The organism is Micromonospora sp. URMC 105 (assembly GCF_051386295.1).
GTDB lineage: Bacteria > Actinomycetota > Actinomycetes > Mycobacteriales > Micromonosporaceae > Micromonospora.
In genome coordinates this window covers 1-15,118 of sequence record NZ_JBPQTL010000119.1, presented here as the reverse complement: position 1 = coordinate 15,118, position 15,118 = coordinate 1, and the positions used below count along the sequence as shown (strand labels likewise).

At 71.7% G+C, this 15,118-nt stretch carries 12 protein-coding genes and 1 pseudogene; 8 read left to right on the top strand and 5 right to left on the bottom strand.

What is annotated here, in order from left to right; all coding sequences use genetic code 11:
* Nucleotides 1–304: 304 nt before the first annotated feature.
* The 5 genes from ACSNN7_RS26005 (at nucleotide 305) to ACSNN7_RS25985 (ending at nucleotide 6,252) form a co-directional block, all read left to right on the top strand.
* Complete coding sequence (locus ACSNN7_RS26005; RefSeq protein WP_436683574.1) at nucleotides 305–1,978, top strand: ABC transporter substrate-binding protein; 1,674 nt, start codon at nucleotides 305–307, stop codon at nucleotides 1,976–1,978.
* 100 nt (nucleotides 1,979–2,078) lie between these two features.
* Complete coding sequence (locus tag ACSNN7_RS26000; RefSeq protein WP_436683572.1) at nucleotides 2,079–3,086, top strand: ABC transporter permease; 1,008 nt, start codon at nucleotides 2,079–2,081, stop codon at nucleotides 3,084–3,086.
* Nucleotides 3,087–3,138: 52 nt separating this feature from the next.
* A complete protein-coding gene (locus ACSNN7_RS25995; protein WP_436683571.1) occupies nucleotides 3,139–4,095 on the top strand; it encodes an ABC transporter permease in 957 nt (318 codons plus the stop codon).
* Nucleotides 4,096–4,171: 76 nt separating this feature from the next.
* Nucleotides 4,172–5,158, top strand: coding sequence for an ABC transporter ATP-binding protein (locus ACSNN7_RS25990; RefSeq protein ID WP_436683570.1), 987 nt, complete (start codon nucleotides 4,172–4,174; stop codon nucleotides 5,156–5,158).
* Nucleotides 5,155–6,252, top strand: coding sequence for an ABC transporter ATP-binding protein (locus ACSNN7_RS25985; protein WP_436683568.1), 1,098 nt, complete (start codon nucleotides 5,155–5,157; stop codon nucleotides 6,250–6,252). The genes ACSNN7_RS25990 and ACSNN7_RS25985 overlap by 4 nt, the downstream gene beginning before the upstream one ends.
* Nucleotides 6,253–6,303: 51 nt before the next feature.
* On the opposite strand, the gene ACSNN7_RS25980 is transcribed toward ACSNN7_RS25985, so the two are convergent.
* Nucleotides 6,304–6,762, bottom strand: coding sequence for a hypothetical protein (locus tag ACSNN7_RS25980; RefSeq protein ID WP_436683567.1), 459 nt, complete (start codon nucleotides 6,760–6,762; stop codon nucleotides 6,304–6,306).
* Nucleotides 6,744–7,403, bottom strand: a complete 660-nt coding sequence (locus tag ACSNN7_RS25975) for an HNH endonuclease family protein (RefSeq protein ID WP_436683566.1) — start codon at nucleotides 7,401–7,403, stop codon at nucleotides 6,744–6,746. The genes ACSNN7_RS25980 and ACSNN7_RS25975 overlap by 19 nt, the downstream gene beginning before the upstream one ends.
* A 108-nt stretch (nucleotides 7,404–7,511) precedes the next feature.
* Between ACSNN7_RS25975 and ACSNN7_RS25970 the strand changes: the two genes are divergently transcribed.
* Nucleotides 7,512–8,990, top strand: coding sequence for an MFS transporter (locus tag ACSNN7_RS25970; RefSeq protein WP_436683564.1), 1,479 nt, complete (start codon nucleotides 7,512–7,514; stop codon nucleotides 8,988–8,990).
* A 105-nt stretch (nucleotides 8,991–9,095) separates the two neighbouring features.
* Here the strand turns inward: ACSNN7_RS25970 and leuA are convergent, their stop codons facing one another.
* From leuA to ACSNN7_RS25955, 3 genes and pseudogenes are all read right to left on the bottom strand, one after another.
* Complete coding sequence (gene leuA, locus ACSNN7_RS25965; RefSeq protein WP_436683563.1) at nucleotides 9,096–10,847, bottom strand: 2-isopropylmalate synthase; 1,752 nt, start codon at nucleotides 10,845–10,847, stop codon at nucleotides 9,096–9,098.
* A 277-nt stretch (nucleotides 10,848–11,124) separates the two neighbouring features.
* Nucleotides 11,125–11,649: pseudogene (locus tag ACSNN7_RS25960) on the bottom strand (nitroreductase family protein); the annotation flags it as partial.
* Nucleotides 11,650–11,734: 85 nt separating this feature from the next.
* The gene (locus ACSNN7_RS25955) at nucleotides 11,735–12,520 is read right to left on the bottom strand and encodes a hypothetical protein (protein ID WP_436683562.1); all 786 of its coding nucleotides are present in this window, start codon (nucleotides 12,518–12,520) and stop codon (nucleotides 11,735–11,737) included.
* 250 nt (nucleotides 12,521–12,770) lie between these two features.
* On the opposite strand from ACSNN7_RS25955, the gene ACSNN7_RS25950 reads away from it, so the two are divergent.
* On the top strand, nucleotides 12,771–14,036 hold the full coding sequence (locus ACSNN7_RS25950) for an aspartate kinase (protein ID WP_179802241.1): 1,266 nt from the start codon (nucleotides 12,771–12,773) through the stop codon (nucleotides 14,034–14,036).
* Between the two features lie 5 nt (nucleotides 14,037–14,041).
* Nucleotides 14,042–15,103 carry an aspartate-semialdehyde dehydrogenase gene (locus ACSNN7_RS25945; protein WP_436683560.1) on the top strand — a complete coding sequence of 354 codons (1,062 nt, stop codon included), beginning with the start codon at nucleotides 14,042–14,044 and terminating at the stop codon, nucleotides 15,101–15,103.
* Nucleotides 15,104–15,118: the final 15 nt, after the last annotated feature.

Here is a 15,118-nt window from a genome sequence, read left to right as displayed (position 1 = left end):
TCCGCTTGGCGGCAGGCGGGGACGGGTGTCCGCGTACCCGAAGAGGACCTGGCGGGGGCGGGCGGTGGCCCGGGGGAGGGGTTTTGGGGGGTTCGGGCCGACCGGGCGCGGACACTCTCGGACGGGGTGCCAGGTGTGACAGTCCCGTTTGTCCGCCGATCCGAGGGTGTCAGACCCGGTCGCTTGGTGTCGGCTTGATAGCGATTGCCTAACGGCCGTTCCGCTTCTGTGTCTCCTGTCATAGCCTCCCGCTCACGGACCGAGCCATGAACCGGCGTGGTCACGCGGATGACAGAGGTGAGAGATGCAGGCGAGAAGGCTCAGAACGGCTGTGACCCTCGCGGCCGTTGCAGCCCTGGCGGTCGGCGCGGCCGGCTGTGCGGAGAGCGACCGCAGCGACGACAGTGGCGAGGCCAAGACGGGCGGCACCTTCATCTTCGCGGGTGCCGGTGACCCCAAGAACTTCGACCCGATCTTCAACGACGACGGTGAGTCGTTCCGGCCGATCCGGCAGATGTACGACACCCTCATCCAGCACAAGCCGGGCACGGCGGAGCTGCAGGGCGGCCTGGCCGAGAGCTGGGAGCACGACCCTGAGGGCAAGGTCTGGACCTTCAAGCTGCGCCAGGGCGTGAAGTTCCACGACGGCACCCCCTTCAACGCCACGGCGGTCTGCTTCAACTTCGACCGCTGGTACAACATGAAGGGCGCCGCCGCCCAGTCGCAGATGATCTACTACATGGACGTCTTCGGCGGCTTCGCGAAGAACGAGAACCCGGACGCCGGCAAGCCGGTCTACAACAAGTGCGAGGCGAAGGACGACGGCACCGCCGTCATCACGCTGAACCAGTACAAGGGCGCGTTCCCCGGCGCCTTCGCGCTGACCGCGCTCTCCATCGCCAGCCCGGACGCCCTGAAGAAGGGTGACGCCGACACGGTCAAGCAGAACGGCGACTCCTTCGAGTACAGCTCGTTCGCGACCAGCACCCCGGTCGGCACCGGTCCGTTCACCTTCGGCGGCTGGGACAAGGCCAAGAACGAGATCACCCTGAACCGGAACCCGGACTACTTCGGGGAGAAGGCCAAGGTCGACAAGCTGATCATCAAGATCATCAAGGACGAGAACACCCGCAAGCAGGAGCTGCGCGCGGGCACCGTCCAGGGCATCGACTTCCCGGCCCCGGCCGACCGCAAGGCGCTCTCCGGTGAGGGCTTCCAGGTTCTCGACCGGCCTGCGTTCAACATCCTCTACCTGGGCATCAACCAGAAGAACCCGAAGCTGAAGGACCTGCGGGTGCGCCAGGCGATCGCCTACGCCCTCAACCGTCAGCAGCTCGTGCAGACCAAGGGCCCGGGTGGCACCAAGGTCGCCGACCAGTTCATGCCGGACACCGTGCTCGGCTACGCGCCGGACACGCAGAAGTACGACTACAACCCGGAGAAGGCCAAGCAGCTGCTCAAGGAGGCCGGCGCCGAGGGTCTGACCCTCAACTTCTACTACCCGCCGGACGTCTCGCGGCCGTACATGCCGAACCCGCAGGAGATCTTCACCGTTCTCGCCAACGACCTGCAGGCCGTGGGCATCAAGGTCAACGGTGTGCCGCGCCCGTGGAACGGTGGCTTCAAGGACGACGTGCAGCAGTTCGGCAAGCAGGACCTGCACATCCTGGGCTGGACCGGTGACTACAACGACCCGGGCAACTTCGTCGGCACGTTCTTCGGCCGGGGCAAGGTCGAGTTCGGCGACCAGGCGATGACCGAGATGTTCGACGCCATCGCCAAGGCCGACGCCACCGTCGACGAGGCGGCCAAGAAGGCGGCCTGGGAGCAGGTCAACCGGGACATCGCCACCAAGTGGCTGCCGGCCGTGCCGGTCTGGCACGCCCCGCCGGCCATCGTCGTCACGAAGGACGTCAAGGGCGTGATCGCCAGCCCGCTGACCGACGAGCGGTTCAACACGGTCAGCGTCAGCAAGTGACGTACGTCGGCTGACGCCGTAGGCGCGAATCGGCCCGGGTCGGGGGCTCCACCCCGGCCCGGGCCGATTCCGCGAACATCGAGAGTCTGGTGTGTGAGAGATGTTGCGAGTCATAGTCCGCCGCCTGCTGCAGCTGGTGGTGACCCTGATAGCGCTGTCGGCGCTGATCTTCATCTGGCTGCGGAACCTGCCCGGCGGCCCGGTGGAGGCGCTGCTCGGTGAGCGGGCCACCCCGGAACGCCGCGCCCTGCTGATCAAGGCGCTCGGCTACGACCAGCCGATCCTGGTGCAGTACGGCAAGTTCATGCAGCGGGTCCTCACCGGGGACTTCGGCAACTCCATCCGGTCCGGTGACCCGGTCACCGAGGTGCTCGGCCGGGCCTTCCCCGCCACCATCGAGCTGGCCCTCGCCGCGATGATCATCGCGGTGGGTCTGGGTGTCCCGCTCGGCTACCTCGCCGCCCGCTGGCGGGGCCGCTGGCCGGACAACCTGACCATCGCCGGCACCCTGCTCGGCATCTCGATCCCGATCTTCTTCCTGGGCTACCTGCTCAAGGACGTCTTCACCCAGAGCATCCACTGGTTCCCGCCCTCCGGGCGGGTCAGCACCGGGCTGGACAACACCGAGGTCACCGGCTTCTTCGTCCTCGACAGCCTGCTCACCCGGGAGTTCGACGCCACCGCCGACGCGCTCTGGCACCTGATCCTGCCGGCGGTCACGCTGGCCACCATCCCGCTCGCGGTGATCGTGCGGATCACCCGGGCCAGCGTGCTCGACGTGCTCAACGAGGACTACGTGCGCACCGCCGAGGCCAAGGGTCTGCGGCACCGCACCATCCGCGGCCGGCACATCCTGCGCAACGCCCTGCTGCCGGTGGTCACCACCATCGGCCTGCAGACCGGCGCGCTGCTCTCCGGCGCCGTGCTCACCGAGAAGGTCTACAACTGGGGCGGGCTCGGCACGCTGATCACCGACTCGATCAGCGGCGGCCGGGACTACCCGGTCCTCCAGGCGATCATCCTGCTCGCCGCGCTGATCTTCGTGATGGTCAACCTGCTGGTCGACCTCTCCTACGCCTTCATCGACCCCCGGGTGCGTGTGCGATGAGCGAGCAGATCACGGCCGGGTACCGCACCGGCGAGCGAAGCGAGGCGACGGCATGAGCGAACGCAGTATCGGCCTGCTCGGCGACCGGAAGAAGGCGCGGCTGGAGGAGCTGGCCCGGGCCAGCGCCGAGAAGGGCGGCGTCAGCCTCTTCCGCGACGCGCTGAGCCGGCTCCGCCGCAACCCGGTGGCCATCGTCGGCGCCACCATCGTCGGGCTGTTCGTCCTGGTGGCGGTCTTCGCCCCGCTGATCGCCCCGCACGACCCGGTGCAGCGCTTCGACGCGCTGACCAAGAACCTCACGGTCGACAGCATCCCGGGCGCCAGCGCGGAGCACCCGCTGGGATCCGACCCGCTGGGCCGCGACTTCCTGTCCCGCCTGATCCACGGCAGCCGGCAGACCCTCTTCGTCGGTGTTCTTGCCACCCTGATCGGGCTCAGCCTCGGCGTGCTGCTCGGCGCGATCGCGGGTGCCTTCGGCGGCTGGGTCGACGTCGTCCTGATGCGGCTCACCGACGTGATGCTGGCGCTGCCCAGCCTGCTGCTGGCGATCACCCTGGTCGCCATGGCCAGCCGGTCCAGCCAGTGGACGGTCATCTTCGCGGTGGCCATCGTCAACGTGCCGATCTTCGCCCGGCTGCTGCGCGGGTCGATGCTCGCCCAGCGGGAGAGCGACCACGTGCTCGCCGCCCGGGCGCTCGGCGTCAAGGAACGCAACATCGTGCTGCGGCACATGCTGCCCAACTCGCTGACCGCGGTGATCGTGCAGGCCACGCTCACCTTCGCGGTGGCGATCCTGGACGCCGCCGCGCTCTCCTTCCTCGGCCTCGGCGACCCGGACATCAACCGCGCCGAGTGGGGCCTGATGCTCGGCGTGGACGGCCAGCGCTACTTCGAGGTCCGCCCCGAGCTGGCCTACTACCCGGCGCTCGCCATCATCGTGGTCGCGCTCGGCTTCACCCTCCTCGGTGAGGCGATGCGCGAGGCCATCGACCCGAAGAACCGGCGGTGACGGCGGTGCGGCGGACCAGCACCGCCGGCGGAGGCCGCCGGCGAGCGAAGCACCAGTGCAGTGAGGAAGTGACCCGATGAGCCTGCTCGACGTACGCGACCTGAGCGTGGTGTTCCAGCGGCGGGGCGAGCGGCCGTTCACCGCCGTCGACAAGGTGAGCTTCAGCGTGGAGCCGGGGCAGACCGTCGGCCTGGTCGGCGAGTCCGGCTGCGGCAAGAGCGTGACCAGCCTGGCGATCATGGGCCTGCTGCCCAAGCGGGGCAACAAGGTCAGCGGCGAGGTGCTCTTCGACGGCACGGACCTGCTCAAGCTCCGCGCGGACGACATGCGGGACCGGCGCGGCCGGGACATCGGCATGATCTTCCAGGACCCGCTCTCCTCGCTGAACCCGGTGATCCCGATCGGTGTGCAGGTGGCCGAGGTGCTGGAGCGGCACCAGGGGATGGACCGGAAGAAGGCGCTGCGGGAGGCGAAGGAACTGCTCGACGCGGTCGGCATCCCCGACCCGGACCGGCGGCTCAAGGAGTACCCGCACCAGATCTCCGGCGGCATGCGGCAGCGCGCGCTGATCGCCATCGCGCTGGCCTGCAAGCCGCGGCTGCTGATCGCGGACGAGCCGACCACCGCGCTGGACGTGACCATCCAGGCGCAGATCCTCACCCTGCTCAAGCAGCTGGTCGACGAGACCGGCACCGCGCTGATCATGATCACCCACGACCTGGGCGTGGTGGCCGGTCTCTGCGACACGGTCAACGTGCTCTACGGCGGCAAGGTGGTGGAGCGGGCCGCCCGGCACGAGCTGTTCGCCCGGGCCCGGCACCCGTACACCCACGGGCTACTCAGCTCGGTGCCGCGGCTGGACTCGCCGCGCGGCGAGCGGCTGCACGCGATCCGCGGCTCGGTGGCCGACAACATCCCGTGGCCCGAGGGGTGCGCCTTCGCGCCGCGCTGCGACAACGTGGTGGACGCCTGCCTGGAGGGCCCGCCTCCGCTGGAGCCCACCGCCACCGGCGGCGACCTTCGCTGCAACAACCCCGTTTCCGAGGAGGTGGCGGTCCCGTGACCGAGCGGACCGGACCACTGGTCGAACTGCGCGACCTCAAGGTCCACTTCCCGATCAAGAGCGGCCTGCTCTTCGACCGCACCGTCGGCTACGTCTACGCCGTCGACGGCGTCTCCCTCTCCATCCAGGCGGGTGAGACGTACGGGCTGGTCGGCGAGTCGGGCTGCGGCAAGTCGACGCTGGGCCGGGGCCTGCTGCGGCTGGTCGAGCCGACCGACGGCGAGATCGTCTTCGACGGCACCGACGTCCGGCAGCTCAAGGGCGAGAAGATGCGCCTGGCCCGGCGCCGGATGCAGATGATCTTCCAGGATCCGCTGTCCAGCCTGGACCCCCGGCAGTCGGTGGAGTCGCTGCTGGTCGAGGGACTCAAGGCGCACGGCCTCGCCGACGACAAGGCGGAGACGAGCCGGCGGCTGCGGGAGACCCTGGAGGCCGTCGGCCTGCCCGCGTCGGCGCTGAGCAAGTACCCGCACGAGTTCTCCGGCGGCCAGCGGCAGCGGATCGGCATCGCCCGGGCGCTGGTGCTCAACCCGGAGCTGATCGTCGCCGACGAGCCGGTGTCGGCGCTCGACGTGTCCATCCAGGCGCAGGTGCTCAACCTGCTGGAGGACCTGCAGAACGAGCGCGGCCTGACGTATCTGATCATCGCGCACGACCTGGCGGTGGTCCGGCACATCGCCGACACGGTGGGCGTGATGTACCTGGGCGGCCTGGTCGAGGAGGCGTCCAGCGACGACCTCTACCGGGAGCCGATGCACCCGTACACGAAGGCGCTGATGTCGGCGGTGCCGGTGCCGGACCCGCTGGTGGAGGACCGCCGCGAGCGGATCCTGCTCGCCGGCGACCTGCCCTCGCCGACCAACCCGCCCTCCGGGTGCCGTTTCCACACCCGGTGCCCGTGGGCGCAGCCGACCCGATGTGCCGACGAGCGGCCGGCGCTGCGCGAGGTGGTGAGCGGGCACCGGGTCGCCTGCCACTACGCCGAGGAGATCGCGGCCGGGCGGATCCGGCCGCACGAGGTCGAGCCGGAGCTGGTCCGGCCGGACGACGGTGGGGCGCCGGGCGACACCGGTGAGCTGATCCCGACTCCGTGAGCACGTGCCGAGGCCCGGCGACCCCGCAGGGTCGCCGGGCCTCGGTCTGTCTCAGCCCTCCGGGCGGTGGAGCAGGGCGACCGCGACGGCGTGCACGGCGTCCAGGCCGGCCGGGTCGGCCAGCGCGGCCTTCCCGCCGGTCACCGCGTACCACTCGTCGGCGTCCTTGTACTGCACGGCGAGGGTGACCTGGCCGTCGGCGTACCGGGTCTGCAAGGTCAGGTCGCCGGTGACCACGCCGACCTCGTCGGTCATCACCCCGCCGGGCCCGGCCACCAGGTCCGCGGTCAGCTCCCGGGGTGATCCGCCGGCACCGGCGTCGGCGCTCATGCCCGCACCGGGCACGGCGGCGGGCGCCGCCGGGTGCCCGTCGGCGGTCATCCCGGCGGTGGCGGCGGTCGTGCCGGTGCCGCCGCTGCCGGTGGCGGCGGCCGCGTTCTCCCCGCCGGCGTCCGGCGCCTGCTCCGGCGCGGGGGTCGCCCCCGCCCCGGTCACGGCTTGTTCGCCCATGTGCAACCCTCCAACATGTCGCTGAGGGCGGCCTTCTCGGCGCTGGTCACCGTCAGCCGCCAGTGATGCTTGACCGTCACCCAACTCTCGGCGTACTTGCACCAGTACGACCGGTTCGCCGGTTTCCACTGCGACGGGTCCTGGTCACCCTTTGCCCGGTTCGAGGACGCGGAAACCGCGATGAGCTGCGGGCGGGTCAGGTCGTTGGCGAACTCGCCGCGCCGGGCGTCGTCCCACTCGTTCGCGCCCGAGCGCCAGGCGTTGGCCAACGGCACCATGTGGTCGACGTCCACGTCGGAGGGATCGGTGAAGCTGCGCCCGTCGTAGACGCTCTCCCAGTGCCCGGCGACCACGTTGCAGCCGGAGAGGCGGATGTCCTCGCCGTCGCGCTTGAGCACGCTGTCCCGGACGTCGCAGTTGGTGCCGGTGTCCCGCCAGTGCGGGAAGCGCTCACGGCTGTAACCCCGCATCGAGCCCGCCTTGGCGACGGTCAGCTCGGCGAGCTGCTCACCGACGTTGCCGGCGCTGCTCGGCGGCGCCTCCGGCTCGTCGAGCGAGACGTCGCAACCGCCGACGCCGAGGGCGAGCACCGCGGCGAGCGCGGCGGCCGCCGTCCCACGGGCTCCTGATCTGGTACGCACAGACGACACCTCTCCAGCTTGCGGGCTCCCGGCGATCCCGCACAGTACCCGGGCACGGTTTCGGCGTTTCGTGGAATCTCTCACCCGGGCGCGGGCAGATTGGTACCCATGCCCACACCCGCTCACGCGCTGCGGATGCGCAGCGGCGCCGGTCGGGGTGCCCTGCTGGCCGCGATCCTCGCCTCCGGAATGGTCTTCCTGGACAGCACGGTGGTCAACGTCGCACTGCCCCGGCTCGGCGACGAACTCGACGCGACCATCGCGGATCTGCAGTGGACGGTCAACGGCTACCTGCTGACGCTGGCCGCGTTCGTGCTGCTGGGCGGGGCGCTCGGGGACCGCTTCGGCCGACGCCGGCTCTTCCTGATCGGGGTGGTCTGGTTCGCCGGCGCCTCCGTCCTCTGCGGCCTGGCCCAGGACACCGGCTGGCTGGTCGCCGCCCGGTTCCTCCAGGGGGCTGGCGGGGCGCTGCTCACCCCGGGCTCGCTCAGCGTGCTGCAGGCCAGCTTCCACCCGGACGACCGGGGCCGGGCCATCGGCGCGTGGTCCGGGCTGTCCGGGGTGTCCACCGCGCTCGGCCCCTTCCTCGGCGGCTGGATGGTCGACGCGCTCTCCTGGCGGTGGATCTTCTTCGTCAACGTGCCGGTGGCGGTGGCGGTGATCCTGGCGGCGCTGCGCTGGGTCCCGGAGAGCCGTGACGAGAACGCCTCGCGTGGCGGGGGACAGCGCTTCGACGTGCCGGGGGCGCTGCTCGGCGCGCTCGGCCTGGCCGGCGTCACGTACGCGCTGATCGACGCCCCGGCGCGGGGCGTCCGCTCGCTCCCGGTGCTGCTGGCCGTGCTGGTGGGCGTACTGGGCGCGGTGTTCTTCGTGCTGGTGGAGCGGCGCCGGGGCGACGCGGCGATGCTCCCCACCGGGCTGTTCAGCAGCCGGCTCTTCTCGGTGCTCAACCTGTTCACCGTGATCGTCTACGCGGCGCTCGGCGGCTTCATGTTCTTCTTCGCCGTCTATCTCCAGAACGTCGTGGGCTGGTCGGCGGTCCGCACCGGGCTGGCCACCGTCCCGATGACCGCGGTGCTGCTGCTCGGGTCGGCCCGCGCCGGTGCCCTGTCGGCGCGGATCGGGCCGCGGCTGCCGCTGACCGTCGGCCCGGTCGTCGCCGCCGTGGGCCTGCTGCTGCTACGCCGGGTCGGCCCGGGCGCCTCGTACTGGGTGGACGTGCTGCCCGGGGTGCTCGTGTTCGGCGTGGGGCTGACCCTGGTGGTGGCACCGCTGACCGCCTCGGTGCTGGCCGCGGTCTCCGACCGCTTCGCCGGGGTGGCGAGCGGCTTCAACAACGCCGCGTCCCGGGTGGGCGGCCTGCTCGCGGTGGCCGCGCTACCGCTGCTGGTCGGGCTCTCCGGCACCGGGTACGCCCAGTCGGCCGAGCTGACCCCCGCGTACCGGGGGGCGATGGCTTGGTGTGCCGGGCTGCTGCTGGTCGGGGCGGCCACGGCCGGCCTGCTCGTGCACCGGCCGCCCAGGGACGCGGCCCCGCCGTCGCAGCCCCGCGACTCGTCGCCCGCGTCCACCCCGCCCGAGTCGTGACGTTCGGTCGCCACGGTCGGTGGTCATGGCCGGTCGGCCGGGGCCGTTCCGGCCGGACGGTGCCGGGCGGCAGGGCCCGGCCGGAGCCGGACCCCGCCGCCTGCTTCAGCCGCGGGCGCGGTTGACCGCGCTGGTGACCGCCTTCACCGAGGCGGTGACGATGTTGGCGTCCATCCCGACGCCCCACACCGTACGACCGTCGACCTCGCACTCGACGTACGCGGCGGCCTGCGCGTCACCACCGGAGGAGAGCGCGTGCTCGTGGTAGTCGAGCACGCGTACCGCCACGCCGACCGCCTGCAACGCGTTGACGTACGCGTCGATCGGGCCGTTGCCGACCGCGGCGAGCGCGCGGCGCTCCCCGCCCAGGCCCACCTCGGCCTCGATCTCGACCTTGCCGTCGACGGTGCCGATCGTGTAGCCGGCCAGGGTGACGGCCGGGTCGCTCTGGTGGTCGAGCAGGTAGTGCCCCGCGAAGATCTCCCACATGGTGCCCGGGTCGACCTCGCCGCCGTCGTGGTCGGTGACCTGCTGAACCACCCCGGAGAACTCGATCTGGAGCCGGCGCGGCAGGTCGAGCTGGTGCTCGGTCTTCATGATGTACGCGATGCCGCCCTTGCCGGACTGCGAGTTGACCCGGATGACCGCCTCGTAGGTGCGGCCCAGGTCCTTCGGGTCGATCGGCAGGTACGGCACCGCCCACTGCTGCTGGTCGATCGGCACCCCGGCCGCCGCCGCGTCCGCGGCCAGCGCGTCGAAGCCCTTCTTGATCGCGTCCTGGTGGGAGCCGGAGAAGGCGGTGTAGACCAGGTCGCCCGCGTACGGGTGGCGCTCGTGCACTGGCAGCTGGTTGCAGTACTCGACGGCCCGCTTCACCTCGTCGATGTTCGAGAAGTCGATCATCGGGTCGATGCCCTGGGAGAACAGGTTCAGCCCCAGCGTCACCAGGTCCACGTTGCCGGTGCGCTCGCCGTTGCCGAACAGGCAGCCCTCGATCCGGTCCGCGCCGGCCAGCAGGCCCAGCTCGGCGGCGGCTACCCCGGTGCCCCGGTCGTTGTGCGGGTGCAGGCTCAGCACCACGCTGTCCCGCCGGGGCAGGTGCCGGTGCATCCACTCGATCGAGTCGGCGTACACGTTCGGCATGGCCATCTCGACGGTGGCCGGCAGGTTGAGGATCAGCTTGCGGTCGGGGGTCGGGTCGACGACCTCGATGACCTTGGCGCAGACCTCCAGCGCGTACTCCAGCTCGGTGCCCGTGTACGACTCCGGCGAGTACTCGTAGTGGATGTCGGTGTCCGGGGTGTGAATCTCGGCGTACTTCTGGCAGAGCCGCGCACCCTGGGTGGCGATGTCGGTGATGCCGTCGCGGTCCAGCCCGAAGACCACCCGGCGCTGCAGCGTCGAGGTGGAGTTGTAGAAGTGCACGATCGCCCGCCGGGCACCGCGCAGCGACTCGAACGTCCGGTCGATCAGGTGCTCCCGGCACTGGGTGAGCACCTGGATGGTGACGTCCTCCGGGATCAGGTCCTGCTCGATCAGCTGCCGGACGAAGTCGAAGTCGGTCTGGCTGGCCGAGGGGAAGCCGACCTCGATCTCCTTGTAGCCCATCTGCACCAGCAGCTGGAACATCCGGCGCTTGCGCTCCGGGGACATCGGGTCGATCAGGGCCTGGTTGCCGTCGCGCAGGTCGACCGCGCACCAGCGGGGCGCGGCCTCGACGTGCCGGGTCGGCCAGGCGCGGTCCGGCAGGTCGATGCGGAACTGCTGCTGGTACGGCTGGTAGCGGCGGAACGGCATCCGGCTGGGGCGCTGCCGGGCGATCGGATCGGTCTCGGCGTCAGTGGCGGGTTGAGCCATGGCGGAGTGCTCCCGTGGGTCATGTCGGGCGTCAGCAATCGGAAGGTGTCGGCGAGTGCCGGGCGACGGTGCCCGGACGGGGCCGAGAGGAAGTTCGGATCTGCTGGACGGCGCGGTTCGACTCCGCGACGAGGTGCCGGCCGGTCAGGCCTCGTCGCGGCGACCAAGGAGAAGGTACGCCTGCCACATGACAAGGTCACCCTACGTGGTGAGACGGGGGGTGGGAAGGTAGGTCCGGAGTATGGGATCGGAGTCACGGCGGTCGCAGTGCTCAGCGCAGCAGCAGGGCGTGCACCGGCTGCCGGTGGCGCAGCGCGGTCTCCCGTCGCCGCAGTTCCTCGGGCAGGTCGAACGGGTCGCCGAGCCGGCCGACGGCCGCCACCACCAGCGGGCGTACGGCGGGCGGCAGGTCCAGGTCGGCGCAGAGCGCGGCGCGGTCGAAGCGGCTGATCTGGTGCACGTGCAGGCCGAGCGCGGTGGCCTGCACGGTGAGGTGGGCCATCGCCTGCCCCAGGTCGTACGCGGCCCGCTCCGGGTCGGTGCCGGCGTGCGCGCCCACCACCAGGGCGGCGGCGTGCCGGGCCCAGCGCTGGTCGTGCTCGGGAAGGCTGACCAGGATCCGCTTCCAGCTCTCGTCGTCCCGGTGGCCGAGGGCGAACCGCCAGGGCTGGGCGTTGCCCGCCGACGGGGCCCAGCGGGCGGCCTCCAGCAGCGAGGACGCCTCGTCCCCGGTCAGCGCGGCGGCCGGGTCGAAGGCGCGGGGGCTCCAGCGGAAGGCGAGCAGCGGGGTGAGGTCGACCATGCGAAGAGCGTCCCGTATGGGCGATTAGTGCCACCCGGCGGGTGGGGGCAAATGTGGTCAAGCGCACCCGTAACGCCGCGAGGGGTCAGGACGTTCCCGCGCTCGGGACCTCGGTCGGCGCGGGCGCGTCCAGGCCCAGCGGCTCGGCATTCACCACCGGCCCGGCCAGCGGCACGGTGGCCGGTGCCGGCCCGGGCGGCCCGGCCAGGGTGAGGGTGCCGAGGGCGGCGCGGACGTAGGTGGGCGTCCCGTCCGGCTCGTAGCAGTAGATCCCGACGTCCAGCGGCGGGTTGAGCGAGGCGGAGGTGGTCTCCACCGCGTAGCAGGTGCCGGCCACGCCCGGGGGCGCGGCGGCGGGGGAGACCGCGAGCGGGGCGCGCCGGTCGGTGAGCACCTCCAGCCAGTCGGTGAACGGGTGCTGCACCCGGGGGTCCAGCCGGCGTGGCACGGAGTCCCCCCGGTCGCCGATCCGGACGCAGCTCGCGGCCTCGGGGCGGCCGGCCGACGGGAGGCCGCACTGGAAGAGCCCGTCCGCGGTGGTGGCCAGCGAGACGTCGGCCGTACCGCCGAGCGCGCCCGCCGGTACGTCGACCCGCCAGGTGCCGTCCGCGGCGCTGACCACCGTGACGTCCCGGGCCGGCCCGTCGGTGCCGGTGAGCGTGTAGCGGGCGGTGAGCCGGCGGTCCCGTGCCGCCGCCGCCAGCGCGGCCAGCTCGTCCCGGGCGGCGTCCACCTCGGCCGGCCCCGGGCCGGCGGAGCCGGCGGTGGGTGCCGGGGCCGGCCGGTCGGCGGTGCAGGCGGCGAGGAGCGCCGCCAGGAGCAGGGCCAGGGCACCGATCGACCGGCGCGTCACGCGCGGATGGGCAAGCACCCGGTCATTCTGCGCCGCGCGCCCGCCGCCCACGGACCCGTGCGGCCGAGGGCCGACCGGCCCGCGGCGGGGGCCGGTGCGACCGCCGCGGGCAGGCCGTCGACCTGCCGCTTCCGCCGGATGGTGGGATCACCCGACCCGTCCTCGCGTACCGACCGATACCCTGGACAGGTCTGACACGCGCCGCCGGACCATTCGACCCGGCGGCGTCGGCACGCTCAGGGTCATCGCTGGGAGGGAGTGCACCGTCGTGGCACTCGTGGTGCAGAAGTACGGCGGATCCTCCGTCGCCAACGCCGAGCGCATCAAGCGGGTGGCGGAGCGCATCGTCGCCGCCCGCAAAGCCGGCGACGACGTCGTGGTGGTGGTCTCGGCGATGGGTGACACCACCGACGAGCTGCTCGACCTGGCCAACCAGGTCAGCCCGCTGCCGCCGGGGCGCGAGCTGGACATGCTGCTCACCGCCGGGGAGCGGATCTCCATGGCGCTGCTCGCCATGGCCATCCACAACCTGGGGTACGAGGCCCGCTCCTTCACCGGCTCGCAGGCCGGTGTCATCACCACCTCGGTGCACGGGCGGGCGCGGATCATCGACGTCACCCCGGGCCGGCTCAAGGGCGCGCTCGACGAGGGCGCGGTGGTGATCGTCGCCGGTTTCCAGGGCGTCTCGCAGGACACCAAGGACGTCACCACGCTGGGCCGGGGTGGCTCGGACACCACCGCCGTGGCGCTCGCCGCCGCGCTGCGCGCCGACGTGTGCGAGATCTACACCGATGTGGACGGCATCTTCAGCGCCGACCCGCGGATCGTGCCGAACGCGCGGCACATCAAGCAGATCACCTACGAGGAGATGCTGGAGCTGGCCGCCTGCGGCGCCAAGGTGCTGCACCTGCGCAGCGTGGAGTACGCGCGGCGCGCGGGGTTGCCGATCCACGTCCGTTCGTCATACTCGACCAACACCGGCACCATGGTCACCGGATCGATGGAGGACCTTCCCGTGGAACAGGCACTGATCACCGGGGTCGCCCACGACCGCAGTGAAGCCAAGATCACGATCGTCGGCGTGCCCGACGAGCCCGGTGCCGCCGCGAAGATCTTCGACACCGTGGCCGGCGCCGAGATCAACATCGACATGATCGTGCAGAACGTCTCCACCGAGGGCACCGGCCGCACGGACATCTCGTTCACGCTGCCCAAGACCGACGGTCCCACCGCCATGGCCGCGCTCAGCAAGATCCAGGAAGCGGTCAAGTTCCGCGGCCTGCTCTACGACGACCACGTCGGCAAGGTGTCGCTGATCGGCGCCGGCATGCGGTCGCACCCGGGTGTCGCCGCGGGCTTCTTCGCCGCGCTCGGCGCGGCCGGGGTCAACATCGAGATGATCTCCACCTCGGAGATCCGGGTCTCCGTGGTCTGCCGGGACACCGACCTCGACAAGGCGGTCCGGGCCATCCACGACCAGTTCGAGCTGGGCGGCGACTCCGAGGCCGTGGTCTACGCGGGGACGGGACGGTAGCGCCCGTGTCGGCGCAGCCCACGCTCGCCGTCGTCGGGGCGACCGGCGCCGTCGGAACCGTGATGTGCGACCTGCTCTCCTCCCGGCGCAACGTCTGGGGTGAGATCCGGCTGCTCGCCTCGGAACGCTCGGTCGGGCGCACGGTGCGCTGCCGGGGCGAGGAGCTGACCGTCGGGGCGCTCACCCCCGAGGCGTTCGACGGCGTCGACGTGGCCATGTTCGACGTGCCCGACGAGGTCTCCGCCGAGTGGGCGCCGGTCGCGGTGCGGCGCGGGGCGGTCGTGGTCGACAACTCGGGCGCCTTCCGGATGGATCGCGACGTGCCGTTGGTGGTCCCGGAGATCAACCCCGAGCAGGTACGCAACCGGCCCAAGGGGATCATCGCCAGCGCCAACTGCACCACCCTCGCCATGATCGTGGCGATCGCCCCGCTGCACCGCGAGTACGGGCTGCGCGAGCTGGTGCTCGCCTCGTACCAGGCGGTGTCGGGGGCGGGGCAGGCCGGCGTGGACGCGCTGCACCTGCAACTCGGCAAGATCGCCGGGGACCGGGTGCTGGGTTCCCGCCCCGGCGACGTGCGCCAGGCGGTCGGCGACGAACTCGGTCCGTTCCCCGCGCCGCTGGCGCTGAACGTGGTGCCGTGGGCCGGGTCGCTCGCCGACCTCGGGTGGTCGTCCGAGGAGATGAAGGTCCGCAACGAGTCCCGCAAGATCCTCGGCCTGCCCGACCTCAAGGTCTCCGCGACCTGCGTACGGGTGCCGGTGGTGACCGGCCACTCGGTGGCCGTCCACGCGGTCTTCGCCACCGAGGTGGACGCCGAGGGTGCGCGGGAGGCGCTGCGCAACGCCCCCGGCGTGATCCTGGTCGACGACCCCGCCGCGGGCGAGTTCCCGATGCCGATCGACGCGGTCGGCACCGACCCGTCCTGGGTCGGCCGGATCCGACGCGCCCTGGACGACCCCCGCGCCCTGGACCTCTTCGTCACCGGCGACAACCTCCGCAAGGGCGCAGCCCTGAACACCGCCCAGATCGCCGAACTCCTCGCCAAGGAACCAACCCGCCCCTAACCCCATCCCCCACAC